Annotated in this window: 16 protein-coding genes; 12 read left to right on the top strand and 4 right to left on the bottom strand. The window is 72.8% G+C overall.

The genetic code is table 11. The features are described from left to right. The first annotated feature begins 78 nt into the window (after positions 1–78). Positions 79–3,792, top strand: a complete 3,714-nt coding sequence (locus Asi03nite_RS08570; protein ID WP_203677921.1) for an nSTAND1 domain-containing NTPase — start codon at positions 79–81, stop codon at positions 3,790–3,792. 86 nt (positions 3,793–3,878) lie between these two features. Here the strand turns inward: Asi03nite_RS08570 and Asi03nite_RS08565 are convergent, their stop codons facing one another. Continuing rightward, positions 3,879–5,033 carry a polysaccharide deacetylase family protein gene (locus Asi03nite_RS08565; protein WP_203677919.1) on the bottom strand — a complete coding sequence of 385 codons (1,155 nt, stop codon included), beginning with the start codon at positions 5,031–5,033 and terminating at the stop codon, positions 3,879–3,881. Between the two features lie 250 nt (positions 5,034–5,283). On the opposite strand from Asi03nite_RS08565, the gene Asi03nite_RS08560 reads away from it, so the two are divergent. Beyond that, entirely contained in the window at positions 5,284–7,086 is a 1,803-nt protein-coding gene (locus Asi03nite_RS08560) for a CocE/NonD family hydrolase (RefSeq protein ID WP_203677912.1), read from the top strand. Between the two features lie 221 nt (positions 7,087–7,307). Here the strand turns inward: Asi03nite_RS08560 and Asi03nite_RS08555 are convergent, their stop codons facing one another. Continuing rightward, entirely contained in the window at positions 7,308–7,790 is a 483-nt protein-coding gene (locus Asi03nite_RS08555) for a TetR family transcriptional regulator (protein WP_203677905.1), read from the bottom strand. 159 nt (positions 7,791–7,949) lie between these two features. Between Asi03nite_RS08555 and Asi03nite_RS08550 the strand changes: the two genes are divergently transcribed. The 7 genes from Asi03nite_RS08550 to Asi03nite_RS08520 all read left to right on the top strand — a co-directional run bounded on the left by Asi03nite_RS08550 (position 7,950) and on the right by Asi03nite_RS08520 (position 14,646). Next, complete coding sequence (locus Asi03nite_RS08550; protein WP_203677904.1) at positions 7,950–9,131, top strand: serine hydrolase domain-containing protein; 1,182 nt, start codon at positions 7,950–7,952, stop codon at positions 9,129–9,131. Positions 9,132–9,228: 97 nt separating this feature from the next. Then, positions 9,229–10,428, top strand: a complete 1,200-nt coding sequence (locus Asi03nite_RS08545) for a hypothetical protein (RefSeq protein ID WP_203677902.1) — start codon at positions 9,229–9,231, stop codon at positions 10,426–10,428. A 239-nt stretch (positions 10,429–10,667) separates the two neighbouring features. Next, positions 10,668–11,261, top strand: a complete 594-nt coding sequence (locus tag Asi03nite_RS08540) for a hypothetical protein (protein ID WP_203677900.1) — start codon at positions 10,668–10,670, stop codon at positions 11,259–11,261. Positions 11,262–11,681: 420 nt separating this feature from the next. Beyond that, a complete protein-coding gene (locus Asi03nite_RS08535) occupies positions 11,682–12,128 on the top strand; it encodes an XRE family transcriptional regulator (RefSeq protein WP_203677898.1) in 447 nt (148 codons plus the stop codon). Between the two features lie 10 nt (positions 12,129–12,138). Then, a complete protein-coding gene (locus Asi03nite_RS08530; protein WP_203677896.1) occupies positions 12,139–12,645 on the top strand; it encodes a hypothetical protein in 507 nt (168 codons plus the stop codon). 2 nt (positions 12,646–12,647) lie between these two features. Next, entirely contained in the window at positions 12,648–13,928 is a 1,281-nt protein-coding gene (locus Asi03nite_RS08525) for an MAB_1171c family putative transporter (protein WP_203677894.1), read from the top strand. A gap of 10 nt (positions 13,929–13,938) precedes the next feature. After that, positions 13,939–14,646, top strand: coding sequence for a class I SAM-dependent DNA methyltransferase (locus Asi03nite_RS08520; RefSeq protein WP_203677892.1), 708 nt, complete (start codon positions 13,939–13,941; stop codon positions 14,644–14,646). Positions 14,647–14,703: 57 nt separating this feature from the next. Here Asi03nite_RS08520 and Asi03nite_RS08515 read toward each other — a convergent pair whose 3' ends face one another. Then, entirely contained in the window at positions 14,704–16,251 is a 1,548-nt protein-coding gene (locus Asi03nite_RS08515; RefSeq protein ID WP_239102542.1) for an alpha/beta hydrolase, read from the bottom strand. 227 nt (positions 16,252–16,478) lie between these two features. Here Asi03nite_RS08515 and Asi03nite_RS08510 point away from each other — a divergent pair, with 227 nt between their 5' ends. From Asi03nite_RS08510 to Asi03nite_RS08500, 3 genes are all read left to right on the top strand, one after another. After that, a complete protein-coding gene (locus tag Asi03nite_RS08510; RefSeq protein ID WP_239102541.1) occupies positions 16,479–18,308 on the top strand; it encodes a rhamnogalacturonan lyase in 1,830 nt (609 codons plus the stop codon). Positions 18,309–18,333: 25 nt separating this feature from the next. Continuing rightward, entirely contained in the window at positions 18,334–19,284 is a 951-nt protein-coding gene (locus Asi03nite_RS08505; protein ID WP_239102540.1) for a pectinesterase family protein, read from the top strand. An 89-nt stretch (positions 19,285–19,373) separates the two neighbouring features. Then, on the top strand, positions 19,374–20,354 hold the full coding sequence (locus Asi03nite_RS08500) for an MsnO8 family LLM class oxidoreductase (RefSeq protein ID WP_239102539.1): 981 nt from the start codon (positions 19,374–19,376) through the stop codon (positions 20,352–20,354). A 47-nt stretch (positions 20,355–20,401) separates the two neighbouring features. On the opposite strand, the gene Asi03nite_RS08495 is transcribed toward Asi03nite_RS08500, so the two are convergent. Then, positions 20,402–21,421, bottom strand: a complete 1,020-nt coding sequence (locus tag Asi03nite_RS08495; RefSeq protein WP_203677886.1) for an LLM class flavin-dependent oxidoreductase — start codon at positions 21,419–21,421, stop codon at positions 20,402–20,404. Positions 21,422–21,587 lie beyond the last annotated feature (166 nt).

Genomic DNA, 21,587 nt, shown 5'->3' with positions numbered 1-21,587 from the left:
CGGGGAATTGTCTTGCTTCCGGTCCGGGGCGCTGGACAATCGACGATGGACAATGTCTGACAACGGGGGCGGGGGCCGATGCCTCGACCGGAGCGTCCACTGGACGACAGGGAAGGACCGGTCGGCGAGTTCGCCGAGGGTCTGCGCGTGTTGCGGGAGAAGGCGGGCAGCCCGTCGTACCGGACGCTCGCGCGGCGGGCGAACTTCTCCACGGCGACGCTGGCGGCCGCCGCCTCGGGCCGCAAGCTGCCGACGCTGCCGGTGACCGTGGCGTACGTCGAGGCGTGCGGCGGGGACGTCGGGGAGTGGACCGCCAGGTGGCGGGCGATCGCCGCGCGCCCCGAACCCGCCCCGCCGGTGCCGCCGGTGAGCCGGTCGCCGTACGTGGGCCTGGCGCCGTTCCAGCCGGACGACGCCGAGTTGTTCTTCGGGCGGCGCCGGCTGGTCGACGACCTGCTGCGGCGGGTGGCGCAGCGGCGGCTGACGGTGGTGTTCGGGCCCTCCGGGGCCGGGAAGTCCTCGGTCGTCCGGGCCGGGCTGCTGCCGGCGGTCCGGGGCGGCGCGCTCTGCGGCGACCGGCAGCCGTGGCCGGCGGTCCTGATGATGCCGGGCACCCGCCCGCTGACCGACCTCGCGCTGCGGCTGGCGGCGCTCGCCGAGATCCCGGCCGGGGCGCTGCTGGACGACCTGTCGGGGCACCCGGCACACGCCGGCCTCGTGGTCCGCCAGGGACTGGCCCGGCACCCGGACGGAGTCGAACTGCTGCTGGTGGCCGACCAGTTCGAGGCCGTGTTCGCCACCGACGTGGACGGCCCCGAGCGGGACCGCTTCGTCGCCGCGCTGGTCGCGCTCGCGCGGGACGACGACAGCCGCACGCGGGTGGTGCTGGTGTCCCGGGCCGACCACTACCCGCGGTTCGTGGAGTACCCCGACCTGCTGGCCGCCATGACCGACGGGCACCTGCTGGTGGGCGGCATGACCCCGGCCGAGTTGCGCGACGCGGTGGTCAAACCGGCCGAGCACGTCGGCGCCCGGGTCGAGGGCGCGCTGGTGTCGGCGATCGTGGCGGAGACCACCGGCCGGCCCGGCGTGCTCCCGCTGGCCTCCCACGCGCTGCTGCAGGCGTGGCAGCGACGCCGGGGCACCACCGTGACGCTGGCCGGCTACGAGGCGGCCGGCGGCGTGGCCGGGGCCGTCGCGGCGACCGCGGAGAGCGTGTACCACGCGCTCGACGACGAGCAGCGCCGGGCGGCGCGCGGGCTGCTGCTGCGGATGGTCGACATCGACGAGCAGGACGTGGTGAAACGCCGGCGGATGCCGCGCGCCGAGGTGGGCCCGGCCGGCCCGGCGAGCACGGTGATCGACCGGCTGGTGGACGCGCGGCTGCTCACCACCGACCAGGACGGCGTGGAGCTGGCGCACGAGGCGCTGATCTCGGCCTGGCCACGGCTGCGCGACTGGGTGGAGGAGGACCGCAACGGGCTGCGCATCCACCGCCGGCTGGCCGACGCCGTAGCCGGCTGGGAATCGCTGGGCCGCGACGAGGGGTCCCTGTACCGCGGGACGCGGCTCACCGTCGCCACCGAGTGGGCCCGGCGGCAGGGAACCGCGCTGACCCCCGCCGAGCAGGAGTTCCTCGACGCCGGCGAGCAACTGCGCCGGGGCGAGGCGGCGGCGGCCCGGCGCCGCCGGTTGCTGGCCCTGGCCAGCCTCGCGCTGGCGTCGGTGCTGCTGGCCGTCCTGGCGGTGGTGGCGCTGGTGCAGGCCGACCGGGCGGAGACCGAACGCGACCGGGCCACCGCCCGGCAGGTCGCTGCCGACGCCCGGGCACAGCGCCGCAGCGATCCCGAGATCGCCTTGATGCTCGCCGTCCGCGCGTACCAGCTGTGGCCCGGCGCGGAGACGGAGGCGGTGCTGCGCCAGGCCACCGCCGACTCGCGGATCCTGACCACCTTCCGGGACCACCGCGGGCCGGTGAACAGCGTCGCCGTCGGTCCCGGCGGTTCCCGGGTGGCGAGCGCGGACCAGGCCGGCCGCCTGCACGTGTGGGATCCGGCCGGGCGCGCCGCGACCCTGACACACGACTCCGACGAGCTGGTCCTGGCGATGGCCTTCACCCCGGACGGCACGCGGCTGGTGATCGCCGGTGTCCGCCCGGCCGGCGGGCATCAGCTGACCGTCTGGGATCTGGGGTCGGGCGAGCTGACGACGATCCTGCCCGGGCTCTCCGACGCCGCCGAGTACTCGCTGGCCGTCAGCCCGGACAACCGATCCGTCGCGTTCGGCGGCGGCGCCGTGGTGGGCCTCGTCGACCTGACCACCCGCCGGGTCAGGTCGGTGCTGCACGGCCGCGCCGGCGCGCAGCCGCAGAGCCTGGCGTTCACCGGACGCGGCAGCGGGCTGGCCGCCGCCGACGCGGACGGGTCCGTCACCTTCTGGGATCTGGCCCGCCCGGATCGACCGGTCGTCTCGCCGGCCACCGGGCCGGGAACGATCTCGGCGTCCTTCAGCGCCGGGGGTGGGCAGGTGGCGTCCACCGACGGCAGCCGGGCCTGGACCGCGCCCGCGGCGCACCCGGAGCGGCAGGTGACGCTGCCGAACGAGGGCGCCACCTCGCAGATCGTGATCTCCGGCGACGGCCGCCGCGTCGCGGGGGTGGACGCCCGCACGATCCGGGTGTGGGAGCTGTCCGACCCGGCGCATCCGCGCACCCTCTACAGCCCGGCCCCGGTGTCCGACCTGGCGTTCAGCCCCGACGGGATGCGGCTGGTCTCCGCGGCCACCGACGCGACGGTACGGGTGTGGGACATCAGCGCCGGGCTCACCCAGGTCCTCGACGTCCCCGCCACCACCGCACCCGGCCCGCTGGCCATGAACGCGAACGGCTCCGCCGTGGCCGTGAGCACCTCGGACGGCCGCATCGTGCTCCACCGCGGCACGGACGGAGCCTCGCTCGTGCTGCCCGGCCCCTCCGGCCAGGCCACGCCGCGGGTCAACCTGTTGCGGGTGAGCGGGGACGGCCGGACGGTGGTGGCCACCGCCGGCGGCCACGTCCTGGTCTGGGACGGCGGTGGACCGCCCCGCTCGCTGCCGTGCGCCCTCGCGGAGCACTCCGACGTGGAGCTGAGCCCGGACGGCCGCTGGGTGGCCGCGGCGTGCGACCACCTCACGGTGTCGGTGTGGGATCTGCGCGCTGACGGCAGCCCGCCGCTGATCGTGCCGGACAGCGCGTTCCCGTTCGAGTTCAGCCCGGACGGACGGCTGCTGGCCGCCGCCGTCCAGCCGGACGCCCGCGCGGTCCGGGTGGTGCGGATCCCCGCCGTGACGACGGTGTTCACCGTGGACCTCCCGGCCGCCGCCGTGCGCCTGCGGTTCGATCCGGACGGCGGCCACCTCGCGGTCCAGGGCGACGACGGCTCCCTGCGGGTGTACCCGGACGACGGGAACTCGCCGGTGGTCCTGGCCGGGCAGCCGCGCTGGGCGTACGACGTCACGTTCAGCCCGGACCGCCGCCTGATCGCGGACGTGACCCGGGACGAGACCGTACGCCTGCAGAACGCGGACGGCACCGGCGAGCCGCTCGTTCTGGAACGCTTCGGGCCACCGATCATGGCCCTGGGCTTCGACGCCGGCGGGCGTGATCTGGTGACCCTGCACCGCGACGGCACCGTCCGGCGGGTGCCCTGCGACGTCTGCCAGCCGATCTCCGCGGTGGCCGCGCTCGCCGGGCGGCGGATCACCCGCGACTTCAGCCCCGAGGAGCGCCGCAAGTTCCTCCCCGGACACGGGTAGGCCGGCTCGGTGGTCCGACGTGGACGGATCGGCCGGGTGCGCCGGCCGGGTCGGCTACCTGGGTGGGCCGGCGTGGGCAGGCCGGATCAGAGCGCGACGAATCGGAGTCCGCGGGCCTGGAGAGCCGGGATGACGACGCTGAGGGCCTGGTAGGTCTGCGAGCGGTCGCCGCCCCCGTCGTGGCAGAGCAGGATCTGGCCCGGTTGCGCGGCCAGCATCCGGTGCTCGATCTTGCTGGCGCCGGGCTGGGACCAGTCGCGGGGGTCGTTGCTCCAGTCCAGGGGGAGCAGTCCGGCCTGGGCGACGGCCCACAGCAGCTGGGGGGACCAGTCACCGCCGGGCGAGCGGAACAGCCGGGGTTCGTACCCCGTCGTCTTGCTGATCTTGGTCTGTGCCTTGTGGATCTCGGCCTGGGCCACCTTCCGCGACTTGCCGCCCAGCTCGGTGGGGTGGCTCCAGGTGTGGTTGGCGAGCTGGTGGCCGGAGCGGGTGACCATCCGGGCGACGTCCTCGTGGCCGAGGACCTGGTTGCCGATCATGCAGAACATCGCCGGGACCTGGTACTTGTCCAGCAGCTTGAGGATCTTCGGCGTCCAGACCGGGTGCGGGCCGTCGTCGATGGTCAGCGCGACCGCGTCGGTGGGGAACGCCGGACCGCCGGTGGCCTTCGCGTAGTCCGCGAGAGTGGAGATCGGGCGGCGCTGGACCGGGGCCGGGGCCTTGCTGACGGCCGTGCTCTCGGGAGCCCGGGAGGTGACCACCACGGGCTGGGCCGGGGTGGGCCGGGAGGCGTCCTCCCCGGACCCGCTGGACGCGGAACGGACGGCGACGGCCGTCGCCGCCACCGCCACCCCGGCCACCCCGGACAGTCCGAGGAGCAGTCGCCGTCGACTCAGGACGAAGCCGCCGGAACCGGACTCCGAAGTGGCCGTCTCCACTGGCTCCGAGGGCGACTGGACGGGCCGCTCCGGGACCGGCGCGGCGGCGGGCCGCATCGCCACTGTGGCTTCTTCGGCCGGGGTGTCTGCGGGCATCGCCACTGTGGCTTCTTCGGCTGGGGCGTCTGCGGGCATCGCCACCGTGGGTTCGTCGGCCGGGGCGTTCGCGGACATCGCCACGGTCGGCTCGTCGTCCGGGTTGCCGGGCCGGATCGGCGCGGTGGCCTCGCCCGCTCCCGTGCCGGCGGGCAGCGCGATTGTGGCCTCCTCGGGCGGGGTCCCGCCGGTGGACTCCTCGGACATCAAAACCTCCCGCTCGCGGTCGCCAGCGGGCGAGGTTAGCACTCCCGGTCAATATCGACCGAAAGGATGATTTTTGTCGATCAATTTCCGCTCTTCAGCAGGACGAACCGGTGACCGTGCCGGCGCGGTCCGCGACCGGCCCGGACGTGGGTGGTCGGCCGTCCATCGTGGACCCACGCTGTCCACACCGGACGCGGGCACGCTAGCGTCAAGGCTTGCAGAGACACTGCTCTATCGCTGGAGAGGTCAGATGAGCATACGCAGACGGACAGCGGCCGCCGCCGGCGCGCTGGTCACGGTGGCGGCTCTGGCGGCGAGCGGCACGGCCACCGCCGCCGCCGCGTCGCCGGCACCGGCCCCGACGGGCGTCACCCACGAGCAGAATCCGCGCGTGCCGGAGGGCGCGGTGTGGACCGAGGCGTACTTCCCGTCCGCCGACCACAGCGGCGTGGAACTCCACGCCGACGTCCTCCGGCCGGCCAACCTGCCACCCGGCGCCAAGACGCCGGTCATCCTGGCAATCGGCCCCTACTTCGGCCACGCGGGCCAGACCGGGCCGGAGGGGTGGACCCGGACCGGCCCGTCCAGCCGGTTCGCGGACTTCACCAGCGGCACCGACCTGTTCGACCGCGGCTACACCTACGTCATGGTCGACCTGCGCGGCTTCGGCGGGAGCACCGGCTGCCTCGACTGGGTGGGGCCGGGCGAGCAGGCCGACGTCAAGGCCGCTGTCCAGTGGGCGGCGAGCCGGCCGTGGTCGACCGGCAAGGTCGGCATGTACGGCAAGTCGTACGACGCGGTGACCGGCCTGGTCGGCAACAACCTCCGCCTCGGCGCGCTGAAGGCCGTGGTGGCCCAGGAGCCGGTGTGGAACATGTACAACTACCTGTTCAGCAACGAGGTTCCGCGGCCCAACGTGACCGGCACGCCGAACGCGTACAACAGCATCGCCACGATCGCGCCGCTGGCCGACGACACCGACAGGTACAAGGCGAACGCCGACTACGAGGCGAGCCACCCCGAGTGCCTCTCCGACAACCTCACCAACAACAACAATCCCGACCTCGGCTCCGCCTACTGGCGCGCCCGCGACCTCGCGGCGCGGGCGAAGGGCACGAGCACCCCGCTCTTCGTCACCCAGGGCTTCATCGAGAACAACACCAAGCCCGAGGACATGGAGGAGTATCTCGGGAACCACCACGGCGTCGAGCGCGGCTGGCTGGGGCAGTGGGAGCACGTGCGCGGCAACGAGACGAACGGCGCGGGCCAGCTGCTGCAGGGCCGCGCCGGCTTCTTCGACGAGGTGATGCGCTTCTACGACCGCTACCTGAAGGGTGACCGGCCGGAGGTGCGCGATCCGGCCTTCGCCGTCGAGGACAACACCGGCGCGTGGCGGGCGCAGCCGACCTGGCCGACGCCCTCGTCGTACACCACCGCGAGCCTGCCGGACGGGCGGTACGTCGACGACGGCGTGGCCTCCACCCTGGCCGCCCCGGTCGCGTCCGGCGACCGGCAGCAGGACATGGAGCACTACACGGATCCCGCCCCGGCCGTCCGCAAGGGTCTCGCCGCGGCAGCCGGTGACGTGCACAGCTACTTCAGCTGGTCCACGCCGGCGACGTCCCGGGTGCGGATCACCGCCACCCCGCGGATCACGCTGACCGCCGGCGCGTCCGGCAACGTCATGGTGCGGCTCTGGGACGTCGCCCCGGACGGGACCGCTGTGATGTTCGACGAGAACGTGGCGCTGATCGAACGGGCCGGCCGGGTCGCGTTCGACCTGAAGTCCACCGACTGGACCTTCGAGGTGGGGCATCAGCTCGGCGTCCAGATCGGCACGATCGGCAGCGGAAGCTGGCTCGACACCCCCAGCGGCAACACCATCGCGGTCAGCCGGGCGCGGCTGGGCCTCGCGCTGCAGAACCCCCGGTTCGACGTGCCGACCCAGGGTGACCGGTCGCCGTTCCTGGACACCTACCTGAGCCAGTACACCCGGACGCTGACCGGCGTCGGCGCGGGCACCTTCCCGCTCACCCCGCGCAACCAGCACTGAGAGCCCGCCGGCAGGCGCGCGCGCCGCACTCCTGCCGGCGGCCTTCGCGGCGTTCCCCATCGGGAACCGCTACGGCGGCCCGGAGCGGGAACCGCTACGGCGGCTTCCGGGTGTCGAGCGCCGGCGGACCGGCCACCTGCCGGCGTTCGACGTCCGGCGGCGAACGGCTCGTCCCGGTCCGGCCGCCGATCCCCTCACCTTCGGCGACGCGCGGTGCCCGGCTACGTCGCGGAGGAGGCCGGCTCGCGCCCGGCGTGGATCCGGACGAGTCCCTCGACGCCTCGCAGGAACGTGTCGGCCACCAGCGCGGGATCGAACAGGCAGCCGGACGCCATGGCGCCGTCGCGCAGCATCACGTAGTGGCGGGCGGCGTCGTCCGGCGAGCCCTCCCCGAGCTGCGCCAGCAGCGTGCGCAGGGTGTCCAGGAACCACTGGCGGTGGGTGAGGATCTGCTGGTGCACGGGGTGGCCGCTGTCCGGGTACTCCGCGGCGGCGTTGAGGAACGCGCAGCCGCGGAACCCGGGCGACTGGATGTTCCGCGCGATGATTCCGGCGACGGCCAGCAGGGCGTCTGCCGGCGTGGGATGGGCCGCGACGGCCGCCTCGATCGCGCCGCGCTCCATCCGGTGCACTTCGCGCAGGTAGGTGAGCACCAGGTCCGCTTCCGCGGCATGAGCCCCAGCCCCGGCCGGGCTGGGGCTCATGGTGGCTGCGGGACGCCGGTAGGGGCGATGAGTCCCAGCTGACCGGGCGGGAATGCGGGACCACCCGTAGGGGAGCGACCAGGGCGGCAAACGGATTGACCGATTTCGTTGAAGCTGGCAGCGTCGGCCGCGTGACCGTCACTTGGGGGGAGACGCACTATGCCTAGCCGTCGATCCGTTCTGGCCGGCTCGGCCGCCGCCGCTTTCGTGGCCGGCGCCGGGGCCGCGTCACCGGCCGTGGCCTCGCCCGGTGGGCTGGACCGGGCCGCATTGCAGGACGCGTTGGACCGGATCGTCACCACCGGGGCCACTGCCGCGCTGGCCAGGGTGGACAGTCCGGCCGGGAGTTGGCGTTCGTCGAGCGGGGTACGGGAACTGGGACGCCCGGGCCGGCCGGTGGCCGGCGGGCAGTTCCGGGTCGGCAGCATCACCAAGACCTTCGTGGCCACCGTGGTGCTCCAGCTGGCCGCCGAGCGGCGGCTGCGCCTCGACGACCCGGTGCAGCGATGGCTGCCGGGCGCGATCCCCGGCGGCGAGCGGATCAGGATCCGCAACCTCCTGCAGCACACCAGCGGGATCCCCGACTACACCGACATCCTGTTCGCGACCGTCGAGGACGTCCTCAACGTCCGGTACCGCACCTTCCGGCCGGAGAATCTGGTGGCACTCGCCGCCGGGCGGCCACCGGTGTTCGAGCCGGGCACCTCCTGGAAGTACTCCAACACCAACTATGTGCTGCTCGGCCTGATCGTGCGCCGGGTCACCGGGCACGCCTACGGCACGGAGATCGAGCGGCGCATCCTGCGGCCGCTCCGGCTGCACGGCACCGAGGTGCCCGGCACCGACGTCACGATCGACGGGCCGCACGCGCACGGCTACGAGGGGGTCGAGGAGAACGGCGAGATCGTGCCGCTGGACTTCACCGATCTCAACCCGTCGATGGCGTACTCCGCCGGGGAGATCGTCTCGACCACGGCGGACCTCAACCGGTTCTACCGCTCCCTGCTGGGTGGGCGGCTGCTGCGCCCGGCGCAGCTCACCGAGATGCTGGCGAATCCGGCCGGCGAGCTGAACTACGGCCTGGGCATCTATCAGGAGCCGCTGCCCGACGGCCGGACGCTGTGGGGGCACACCGGCAGCATCTTCGGCTACCGCTCCTACTCGTTCTCCACGCCGGACGCGGGGACGCAGCTCACTGTCTCGATCAACCCGTATTTCGGTGACTTCACCGCCGCCCTGCGCGACCTGCTGCGCATCGCGTTCGAGGTGCGCACGCCGGCGGCCCGGACGGCGGTCCCGGCCACACCGGTGCCGGTGCTGGGTGTCCGCCTCCCGGCCTGACCGCGGTCGTGCCGCGAACGTGAACCTGATTCCAACAGCGACCCCGGACGGGCGTATTGTGGCCGCTCGATATTGATTCAGATCACGAGGGCCACACATGTCCATACGGGTACGACTGCCGCGGGCGACGGTGGCGCTGACGCTCACCGTCTCCGCGGCGCTGGTCGCCGGCAGCCCGGCGTTCGCGGCCTCGGCGCCGACGTCGCTGCCGGCCGGCCAGTTCACGCTCAGCGCCAACTACACCAAGTTCGACGCGCTCAACACGGCACTGGCCGGCAAGCTCGGCACGGCCTCGGTGTCCGACGTGATGGACAACGCCAACCACGACCGCCAGGGCATCACCGACTCGCTGAACCTGGCCGGCTACAGCACCGGGTTCCAGTTCGACGACACCGACGTGAACGACTGCGCGAACTTCCCGCAGGGCATCACCACCAGCCGGGACGCGGTGGGCACGGCGAACAGCGGGAACTACGACGGGCACCAGCTGATCCTGGTGAGCTGGTACACCAAGGACGGTTGCGGCGGCGGCACCTCGCGCAGCCGGATCACGCTTGTCGACTGGGACGCCACGTACCCGAACAAGTACCGCAAGATTCTGCTGGTCGAGCCGACCGGGACGACCGCCGCGCCGAACTTCAAGGACGTCCTGATCCACGCTGGCGGCGTCTCCTGGTACGGCGACTACCTCTACGTCGCGGACACCGGCCACGGGATGCGGGTCTTCAACATGGCGAAGATCCTCAAGACCAACACCGGTGGCACCGCCGACCAGATCGGCCGGCAGAGCGACACGACCTACTACGCGCACAACTACGCGTACGTGCTGCCGCAGGTCGGCACGATCACCGCCGCCACCACGTCGGGCACCTCGCTGGCCTGGTCGTCGATCTCGCTGGACCGGGCCGACCCGTCGATCGTGATGGCCGAGTACACCTGCTCGTCCGGGTGCACCGCGTACCCGAACCGGGCGCCCCGGGCGGTCCGCTTCCCCTTCGCCCCGGGCCTCACCACGTTCGCGGGCAGCACCACGGCCTCCGAGGCGCTGCAGCTGCCCTGGTACAAGCTGAACGGAGTGGCCTCGCACAACGACCGCTGGTGGTTCAACTCCTCGGGCGACAAGAAGCTGTACTACTGGACGCCGGCCGCCGGTCCCTCCTCGTACAGCTGGGTCAGCGGCGGCGAGAGCATCAGCTACTGGGAGGACACCACCAACCCGGACCTGCTCTGGTCGCTGCAGGAGCCGGTCGGCCACCGCAACGTGTTCGCGGTCGAGCAGGCCAGCTACGACGGCTGACGCCTGGCGCAACCGCGGGCGGTGTCCGGAAGGACGCCGCCCGCGGTTTTTCCGGCCCCGGATCCCGAGCGCGAGTGCTCCCCGCCGCCTGCCCGGCGCGGGCCGGGGCCATGTCGCACACTTGAGCCGCGCGGATTGCCCGACCCGGAAAGGTGGAGGTACGACTCGGGTCCGGTGATCCGGACCGGGCAAGGAGCGGCCGGGCCCACGGTGGGCACGGACGGGGCGGGAGAAACGCGATGAACGGTTCCGGCCTGGTGGCGCGGCGGCAGGCAGAGTTGCGGCTGCGGGTCGGCGAGCACCTGGACCCCGGTGAGGCGCTGCGCGCCGCCCTCTGGGTGGCCCGGCCCTCCGACCTGCCGCTGATCTCCCGGATCACGCAGTGGCAGGGCGCGCCGCAGGGCCTGCTGGGCCTCGGCGGCACGACACCACCGGCGGACCCGCACAGCGGGCTGGACGGCCCGGCGGGCAGCACTGCCGGCGGTCTGGACCGGCACCTTCCGGAGCACACCACGGCGGCGGCGCTCGCCCTGACCGACGCCCGCCTGCTGCTGCTCCTCGTCTCCGGCGCGCCGACGGCCCCGGCGCCGGCCCCGCCGCGCGGGCTGCTCGACCGCATCCGGGCGGGTGGCCGCCGCGTGTTCGGCCGGGCCGGGCCCGTCCCGCTGCCGCCGCTGTCCGTGGCCTGGCAGTGCCCGCGGGCCGTCCTGAGCGGCGTCGTGGCCGGCGACCCGCAGGGGTGGCTCGCCCTGCGCTTCGCCGATGGTTCGGGTCTGTCCGTGGTCGCTCCGGCGCTGCTGGCCACCCCGTTCGCCGAGGCGGCGCGCCACTGACCCGGCCGATGTCGGCCCCGGGCCCGGCGGCCTCCTCGGGGCGCGGCGTTTCTGCGGGAAGGAGGCTTCCGCGGATTGACCGGCGACCCGGGCATTGACGGACAAAGATTGAGGAATCACAATAACGGTGCGTCCGTCCGGCTTCCCCCGTGGCCGGACGGGCGCCTCGGCGACGACGATGGCCGGATGCCCCCGTGGCATCCGGCCATCGTCTTGTCGCGCAGTGTGAACTGGCACCGCACAGTGTGAACTGATGCTGCGTGGTGGTGTCAGCTGGCGCTACGTAGTGCTGGCTCAACTGACAGTTGAGTTGTACGGTCTGTGAGTCTAGACCTACATTCTGGATAGCTGTCAACCAGCAGTTGAACTGCATCAATTGGTCGTTGACGCGGCTCCTCACCGGCAAGGAGGGCTCTCACCGTGTCTGACACTCCCGGCTCACCTGATCTGGCGCATCGCCTCAACCGGCTGTTCGACGAGGTGCGCCCGGCGGGACGGGGTGGGCGCCGGTACACCAACGAGGATGTCGCGGCGGCGGTCAAGGCGATGAACCCACAGATCCGGGTGGGCGGCGCCTACCTGTCGGCGCTGCGCAACGGGACGAAGAAGCATCCCTCCACGGAGCTGCTCGCCGCGCTGGCGCGCCACTTCGACAAGCCGATCGGCTACTTCTTCGACGAGGCCGAGCCGGCGCAGGACGAGCTGGCCCGCCTGGCGGGCAACACCCAGGTGCGCCGGCTGGCGCTGCGCGCGCTGGACCTGTCGCCGGAGGGCCTCTCGGCCGTCGCCAAGCTGGTCGAGCAGGCGCTGCAGGCGGACCGGCGGGGTCGCCCGGCCGACGAGCCGGACGGGCCGCGCACGACCTAGAGTGAACAATGTGGACTTCTTGCGACGGTGGACGACAAGGGCGCGGTGCCGTAAGGCGCTCGCGCAGCTCGGCATCGTCGAGCGCCCGTCGCGGCAGTTGAGCGTGGCGGACGTGCGCGACCGGGTGCAGCGCCGGCGCGGCCGGCCGCTGCTGCTCACCCCGATGGTCACCGGGGCCGGCTGGCCCAGTGGCATGTGGGTCGAGACCGAGCACGCCGACCTGGTGTTGTTCGACGCGGCCACCAGCGCCCTGCACACCGTCACCATCATCGCCCACGAGATCGGTCACATGGTGCTGGGGCACGAGGGCACGGCGGCCGGCTCGGGCGGGAGCGCCCCGATGATGTGGCGCACCGGCTTCGCCGACCGCGAGGAGCACGAGGCCGAGGTGTTCGCCACCATGGTGTGCGCCCGGATGGCCGACTACCGGATACCCGCCGGGTCCGCGCAGGACGACCCGGAGGGCCTGATGGACCGCCTGCGGGCGGTCCTGGCCGATCCGGACGTGGGCGGCTGACGATGCCGTTCGTCATCGCCGCGATCCTGGTGGCCGGTAGTGCCGCCTACAAGGTGTGGCAGCTGCGCCGGATGACCGGGACCACGTCCGTGCGGGCGGGCTGGTCGCTGGTGCTCTGTCTAGGTGCGCTGGCGGTGGCGCTGGCGCTGCAGTGGCCACGTGCCCAGGCGGGTGTCGACGCCGTGCTGGGCGCCTCCGCCACCGCGAACGCCGTCGCCCCCGCCCTCGCGATGATCGCCGCCTGCGGCTACCAGTGCTTCGTGGTGAGCATCAACGATCCGTCCTCCGCCGCCCGGCGCATCCGCCGGCGGGTGGGTCTGGTCGTGCTGGCGGTGGTGGTGCTCGTCGCCGCGAACGCCGTGCACGGGCCGGCCGGGCATCCGGCGCTGCGCGCGCAGGACCCGGTGAGCTATCGCAGCGACTGGTCCGGCGCCGTGGTGTTCCTGGCCTACGTCGGCTACATGAGCGCCAGCGCGGTGGACGTGGCGCGGCTGGCCGCCCGGTTCACGCGCCTGGGCACCGCGCCGCTGCTGCGGCTGGGCCTGCTCATGGTCACCGGCGGCAGCTACCTCTCCGGGTTGTACTCGGCGCTGAAGCTGGCCGGGTTCGCCGCCGGGCTGGTGATCGACCGCAACCTCGACGTGGTCACCGCGCACGCCACCCGGCCGCTGATCATCGTGAGCGCCCTGCTGATCAGCATCGGCTCCACGCTGCCCTCGTGGGGACGCTCGGTGGGCGCGCACCGGCCGGCGCAGTGGATCGGCTCCTACGTCTCCTACCTCACGCTGCGGCCGCTCTGGGAGGCGTTGTACGCGGTCAAGCCGCAGATCGCGCTGCACCCCTACACGCGGTGGGCGGACCGTCTGCTGCCCGGGGATCTGCGGTTCCGGCTCACCCGGCGAGTCGTGGAGATCCAGGACGGGTTGCTCCTGCTGCGGCCGTACCGCAGCGGAGAATCTCATGCCGTGGCCACCGACCTCGCCCGGCGCGCGGGTCTGCGGGGCGCCGAGTTGGCGGCGACCGTCGAGGCCGTCGAGATCGCGTGGTCGTTGCGGGCGGTGAGCCGGGCCGGCGACGCCGGAGCGACCGGCACGCCGGAACCCGCCGCCGCCACCGCCGCCGACGTCGGCGGCGTCACCGCCAGCGTCCTGGCGGAGGTGCACTGGCTGAGCCAGGTCACCCAGGCGTTCCGGCGCTCCCCGGTGGTCCGTGCGGTGCTGGATGAGGGGGAGGACGGCCCGGCCGCGTCCGACCCGGCGCGACAGGCGCGGCCGAGCGGGTAGCCTCGGCCTGGTGTTCTCTCCTCAAGGACCGTCTCTGCGGGAACTGTGTGTCCAGGCGCTGTCCTCGGTCGAACGCGGCTACGACCACCTGGCTCCCAAGTTCGACCACACGCCGTTCCGCACCCCGGAGAGCATTCTGGACGCGAGCGCCCGGGCGCTGTCCCCGGCTGGGCCGTTCCGCCGGGGACTGGACGTGTGCTGCGGCACCGGCGCCGGCCTGACCGTCCTGGAGAGGTTGTGCCGGGAGCGGGTCACCGGCGTCGACTTCAGCGTGGGCATGCTCGAACAGGCGCGCGGCGCGGTTCCGGCTGCCGCGCTGGTGCGCGCCGACGTCCGGACGCTTCCGTTCGCCGGCGGCTTCGACCTCGCGCTGACCTTCGGAGCGCTCGGGCACTTCCTGCCCTCCGAGCGGCCGGCGATCTTCGAGGGAGTGCACCGGGCGCTCGTCCCCGGCGGGCTCTTCGCCGTCGGGCTCGGCGAGCTGCCGGCGCAGACCACCCGGGCGTACTGGGTGAGTCTCGGCTTCGACGTGGCCATGCTGGTCCGCAACTCGGTGGTGCTGCCGTCCTTCGTGATGTACTACCGCACCACGACGGTGCCCGCGGTCCGCCGTGACCTGTGGGCGGCCGGTTTCACCGTGGAGACGCTCGACCTGACCGCCGAGGAGCCGGCCGGCGGTCTGCGCTTCTCGCTGCTGCTCGCGCGCAAGCCTCGCTGACGCCGGCCGCCCGCCCGGGCTGACGCCGGGCGGACCGGCCGGCGTGGTGGTCGGTGGTCAGGAGCCGGCCGCGGGGAACGGCGGCAGGTCCTGGGCACAGCGGGCGCCCACCGGCGGCAGCTCGCCGGCCAGCAGATACCTGGTGTACCAGTCCTGCACGCACGCGCTGTAGCCGCTGGTGTGTCCGAACCCGTCCAGCGTGAGCAGCCGCGCGTTGCCCAGCTCCCGGGTCATCCGCCGGCCGAAGTCGTAGCGGGTGGCCGGGTCGTACGTGCCGTTCACCACCAGGACGGTGTGGGCGGTGCGCTTGTTCCACGGCCCCGCGTAGCGTTCCGTGACCCGGGGCCAGTTGGCGCAGCCCACCTCGCTGAACGCCTCGGACCGGCCGAAGGTCGGGTTCGCCTTCTCGAAGACGGCGGCGAAGGTGGGGTACAGCGCGGGGTTGCGCGGCAGCGGCGCGTCGGCGCAGTTGACCGCGTAGAAGGCGTCGTTGGAGGTGTACCCGTAGGCGTCGGGCATCCCGCCCCGGGCCGGCGGAGTCGCGGGCATCGGGGGCGCCTGGGCCTTGGTCAGGGCCGGCGGGCCGCCGAACAGCTCGCCGTAGAGGATCTGCAGCACCTGCGCGGTGTCCGGGAAGCTGGCGACGTCGTACATGCTGCCCGCGACGAACCCGGTCAGGTCGTCGATGGTCACCACCCCGTAGGTCGCGGACGTGACCGGGCCCTGCCGGATGCGGTCCCGAAGCTTGCCGAACTTGGCCTTGGCGTGGCCGGCGAACGCGCAGTCCGGCCCCGCCGCGTCGCACTCGCGGAGGAAGCCGGCCAGCGCGATCTCGAAGCCACCGGCCCGTTCGAACTTGTTGGCCAGCCGGTGGTTGGCCCGTTGGTCCGGGTCGACGTTGCCGTCGATGACGACCGCCCGCACCTTGTCCGGGAAGAGGTTGACGTAGGTGGCGCCGATCATCGTCCCGTACGAGTACCCGATGTAGGTCAGCGCCTTGTCGCCGACCGCCTGGCGCAGCCGGTCGAGGTCCTTGGCCACGTTGAGCGTGCTCATGTGGGTCAGCAGCGGGCCGGCGTTGCGCTTGCAGGCCTCGGTGTACTCCTCGTTCGCCCGGAGCGTCTCGGTGATCTCGGCCTTGGTGATCGGCACCGACCTCATCCGCGACAGCAGCGCCTCGGCCTCCTCGTCGGTGGCGAAGCACTGCAGCGGATCGCTGGCGCCGATGCCGCGCGGGTCGAAGCCGACGAGGTCGAAGCGGGCCAGCACCTCGGGCCGCACGATCTGGGCGGCCGCGGTGACCAGGCCGCGGCCGGGGCCGCCGGGCCCGCCCGGGTTGACGAAGACGGTGCCGAGCTTGTGCGCCTGGTCGCCGGCGGGCCGCCGGGCCAGCGCGATGGTGGTGGTGGGGCCACCGGGGCGGTCGTAGTCGAGCGGCACCTCATAGCTGGCGCAGTCGAATCCCGCCAGGGTGGACTCGGTGCAAGCCGACCAGCCGACCGCGGGGGCCGGCCCGGCCTGGGCCGCGCCGGGAACGGCCACCGCTGCGGCCGCCAGCGCGAGGACCGCACCGGCCCGCGCGAGAATCGATTGACGTACGGCCATGTTCACACCTTCCGTTGGAAAGCAGGACCAGCCGCCACTCTGCCACGGATAGACAAGCTTCGTTGCGACCGAGCCGCCGGGTGGGCCGCGCTCCGGTCGGCGGCCCAGGCCGGTGAATCCTTTCAGGAATTTGAGTCGGTCTATGGAACGCGTTATCCCGGGTGTTACGGTCCGGTTAACCGCTTCAGTAGCGGTGCGTCCCCGTCCTCAACCACGTTGGGATCCCCATGCGACGCCAACTCCTGTGCGGCCTGTCAGTGGCCGCGGTCCTGCTCACCGCCGGCGGGATCCCCACCGCCGCCAGTGCCGCGGACACCTCCACCACGGCCGTGGACACCTCCACCGCCGTCGACGACCTGGACCGCGGGCTGATCAGCCTGCGCACCCCGGCCGGGAACTTCCTGTCCTGGCGGCTCCTGGCATCCGACCCGGCAGGTATCGCGTTCAACGTCTACCGCGGCGCCACCAAGGTGAACACCACACCGGTCACCAAGGGCACCAACTTCACCGACGCCGGAGCGCCGGCCGGCGCCTCGTACACCGTCCGGCCGGTGCTCGGCGGCGCCGAGACCACCTCGCTGAAGGCGGCCGCCCCGACTCCCGCGCTCGCGGCGGCCTACCAGGACGTGCCGATCCAGATCCCGGCCGGCGGCACCACGCCGGACGGCGTCGCCTACACCTACTCGGCCAACGACGCCTCGGTCGGCGACCTGGACGGCGACGGCGCCTACGAGATCGTGCTCAAGTGGGACCCGTCCAACGCCAAGGACAACTCGCAGTCCGGCTACACCGGGCCGGTCGTCATCGACGCGTACGAGCTGAACGGCGCCCGCCTCTGGCGCCTCAACCTGGGCCGCAACATCCGGGCCGGCGCGCACTACACCCAGTTCCAGGTCTTCGACTACGACGGCGACGGCAAGGCCGAAGTGGTCATGAAGACCGCGGACGGCACCACCGACGGCACCGGCGCGGTGATCGGCAACTCGTCCGCGGACTACCGCAACTCGTCGGGCTACGTGCTGTCCGGGCCGGAGTACCTGACCGTCTTCAACGGGCAGACCGGCAAGGCGATGGCCACCGCCGACTACGTGCCGCCGCGCGGAACTGTCTCGTCGTGGGGCGACAACTACGGCAACCGGGTGGACCGGTTCCTGGCCGGGACCGCGTACATCAACGGGTCGTACCCCAGCATCATCATGGCCCGCGGCTACTACACCCGCTCGGTGATCGTCGCCTGGGACTACCGCAACGGCGCGCTCACCCGTAGGTGGACCTTCGACAGCAACTCCTCCACCAACGGCTCGGCCTGGGCCGGCCAGGGCAACCATCAGCTCTCCGTCGCCGACGTCGACAACGACGGCAGGGACGAGATCCTGTACGGGGCGATGGCCGTCGACGACAACGGCGCCGGCCTGTGGGTCAACGGCCAGGGCCACGGCGACGCGTACCACGTCGGTGACCTGATCCCGAGCCGCTCCGGCCTGGAGGTCTTCAAGGTCGACGAAAGCACCACGAAGCTGGCCGCGTGGATGGCCGACGCCCGCACCGGCGCGATCATCTGGTCGAACGCCTCCTGCGGCTGCGACAACGGCCGCGGTGTCTCGGACGACATCTACGCCGGCAGCCCCGGCGCCGAGTCCTGGTCGTCCGGGGTCTCCGGCCTGTTCAACACGTCCGGGCAGAACATCGGACGCAAGCCGTCCAGCGCCAACTTCGTCATCTGGTGGGACGGCGACGCCCAGCGCGAACTGCTCGACGGCACCCACATCGACAAGTACGGCACCAGCGCCGACACCCGCCTGCTGACCGCCAGCGGCGTGCACTCCAACAACGGCACCAAGGCGACCCCGTCCCTGCAGGCAGACATCCTCGGCGACTGGCGCGAGGAGGTCATCTGGCCCACCACGGACAACACCAAGCTGCGCATCTACTCCACCACCGACAGCACCAGCATCTCGCGCACCTCGCTGATGCAGAACCGGATGTACCGGGAGGCGGTCGCCTGGCAGAACACCGCGTACAACCAGCCCCCGCACCCGTCGTTCGCCATCTCCTAGATCGGTGCCGATCATGTCGCGAAGAATGACTCCCCTGGTCGTCGTGCCGGCCCTGCTGCTCGGCGTCGCCGCCATCCCCGCCCGGGCCGCCACCACGCTGACCGTCGCGGCCGACGGCTCGGCGACGTACCGCACCGTGCAGGCCGCCGTGAACGCGGTCCCGGCCGGCAACACGAGCCGCGTCACGATCACCGTCAAGGCCGGCACCTACCGGGAGAGCGTGGTCATCCCGGCGGACAAGCCGTACATCACCCTGGAGGGCCTCGGCTCCAGCGCCGCGGCCACGGTGATCGTCAACAACAAGCCCGCCTCGACCGCCGGGACCACCGGCTCGGCCACCGTCTACGTGCAGGCCAAGGAGTTCTACGGCAAGAACCTGACGTTCAGCAACGACTACGACGAGGCCGCCAACGGCTCGTCGCAGGCGCTGGCCCTGGCGCTCTACGGCGACCGGGCCCGGCTGGGCAACGTGCGGGTCACCGCCGACCAGGACACCCTGCTGATCTACAACAGCGCCCGGGCGTACGTCTGGAGCTCGTACATCGAGGGCACCGTCGACTTCATCTACGGCAACGGCAGCGCGGTCTTCCACGCCTGCAAGATCTACGAGAAGCGGAGCACCGGCGGCTACCTCACCGCTGCCAACACGCCGGCGAGCCAGACGTACGGCTTCCTGATCTACAAGTCGACGTTCACCGGCGCGACCGACAACGTCACCTATCTGGGCCGGCCGTGGGGCGCCGCGGGGCAGGTCACCGTCCGCGAGTCCAACCTGAGCGCCACCATCAAGGTCGCCCAGCCGTGGACCGACATGTCCGGCAACTCGTGGAAGAACGCCCGCTTCTACGAGTACCGCAACACCGGTGCGGGCGCGACACTCAACAGCAACCGGGCGCAGCTGACGGACGCGCAGGCCGCCAACTACACGCCGCAGAAGTACCTGGCCGGAACGGATGGCTGGAACCCGGCCGGCTGACCGGTCACCGACCCGCGCCCGCCACCGGCGGGCGCGGATCTCCGGGCGTACCGGGAACAAGATCCTCCCGGGCGGACGCTGAATCCCTCGTGAGCACCGCGGAACCCCGGCTGTCCCTGCTCGACCGCTCCCGCACCCGGGCCGGCGAGCCCGACACGGCGGCGCTGCGAGGCACCGTCGCGCGTGCCGCCCACGCCGAACGGCTCGGCTACCACCGGTTCTGGGTCGCCGAGCACCACGGGGTTCCCGGCATCGCGGGCGCCGCCCCGGCCGTGCTGCTGGCCGCCGTCGCCGGCGCCACCGCCGGCATCCGGCTCGGCTCGGCCGGCGTGATGTTGCCGCACCACCAGCCGCTCGTCGTCGCCGAACAGTTCGCCACGCTGTCCGCCTTCGCGCCGGGCCGGGTCGACCTGGGGCTGGGCCGCTCGCCCGGGTTCACCGCTCCGGTGCGCCGGGCGCTGCGCCAGACCGACCGCGACTTCGCCGCCGACCTGGCCGAACTGCGCGGATTCCTCACCGGCACGGCGGAGATCACCCTGCACCCGCGACCGGACCGGGACATCCCGCTGTACGTGCTGGCCACCGGGAGCGGCCTGACGATCGCGGCGCGGCTGGGACTCCCGGTGATCGTCGGAGGGCCGCTGCTGCGGGCGGGCGGCGAACAGGCGCTGGCCGACTACCGGCGTGCCTTCCGGCCCTCCGCGCAGCAACCCGCGCCGTGGGTGGCGATCAGCCTCGACGTGCTGGTCGCCGATACCGACGCGGACGCCGCCGACCTGCTGCTGCCGGAGGCGTGGGCGATGGCGCAGAGCCGAACCACCGGGGTGTTCCCGACCCTGGAACCGGTGGCCGCGGCCCGGGCCGCCACCCGTACCCCGCGCCAGCAGCAGTACCTGGAGCAGACCGCGGCGGCGGCGATCACCGGCACACCGGACCGGGTCGAGCGCCGGCTCGCCGAGCTGCTGGACCGCACCGGGGCGGGCGAGCTGGTCGCCGCCGGCAGCACCTTCGACCGGGACGCCCTGCGCGCCTCGGACGCGGCGCTGGCCGCGATGTTCGGCCGGCGCTGATCGGGCCGGCGCCGGCCGCTTCGTTCAGGTGGCGCCGCCCGCTTCGTTCAGACGGTGGCGGCGCCCAGCACGGCGGCGGCGGTCAGCCGCACCGACTCCACCCGGTCCGCGATCAGCGTCGACTGGTGGGCCAGGATCAGCTCGTCGGCCTGCGCCTTCTCGGCGAACGCGGCGAGATACGCGCCGACCTCGTCCGGGGTGCCCACCGCCGAGTACGTCAGCATCGACGCGAGCTGGCGGCCGTTCGGCGTGGTCAGGAACTCGTCGATCTCCTCGTCCGAGTAGTCCGGCGCGCCCGGGGCCCGCGTGACCAGGCCGCGCACCAGGATCCGGCGGGCGGTCTCGAACTGCTGCCGCGCCGACTCGGACGTGGCGGCCGCGACCACGTTCACCCCGGCGATCACGTACGGCTCGGACAGCTGGGCCGACGGGGTGAACTCGGCGCGGTAGGCGGCGACCGCCTGCTCCAGCAGGCCGGGCGAGAAGTGCGAGGCGAAGGCATAGGGCAGGCCGTACGCGGCGGCGAGCCGGGCGCCGAACATCGACGAGCCGAGGATGTACAGCGGCACGTTCGTCCCGGCGCCCGGCGTCGCCCGCACACCGGGGACCCGCGACTCGTCCGCCAGGTAGCCCTGCAGCTCCAGCACGTCCTGCGGGAAGCTCTCCGCCGACATCGGATCACGGCGCATCGCCCGCATCGTCACCTGGTCGCTGCCGGGCGCCCGGCCCAGCCCCAGATCGATGCGCCCGGGGTGCAGCGACGCCAGGGTGCCGAACTGCTCGGCGATCGTCAGCGGGGCGTGGTTGGGCAGCATGACGCCGCCGGCGCCGAGGCGGATCGTCGACGTCTTGCCGGCGACGTACCCGATCAGCAGGCTGGTCGCGCTGGAGGCGATCCGCTCCATGTTGTGATGCTCGGCGTACCAGACCCGCTCGTAGCCGTGCTCCTCGGCCGCCCGCGCCAGGGCGACGGAGTTCTCGAAGGCCTGCGCCACGGTTCCGCCGGGCGCGATCGGGGCGAGATCCAGGATCGATAGGCGCGGCGTCGCCGGAAAGGTACCAGTCATGCGGCCTTGCAACGCCCGGCCGTACCGGATCGTTCCCGCCGGTGCGTTGGAACACACCGGGGGAGGCCTCCGGCGTGCTGGGATCGGATGCGCGCCCGCGGTTGCCCCCGGCCGGACGGAGGCCCCACCCGGTCCCGGACCATGCCGGACCTCATGATCGACTGAG

It is taken from the genome of Actinoplanes siamensis (assembly GCF_016862395.1).
GTDB classification, from domain to species: domain Bacteria; phylum Actinomycetota; class Actinomycetes; order Mycobacteriales; family Micromonosporaceae; genus Actinoplanes; species Actinoplanes siamensis.
The sequence above is the reverse complement of the archived record's forward strand: the minus strand, read 5'-3'. Positions and strand labels throughout refer to the sequence as shown.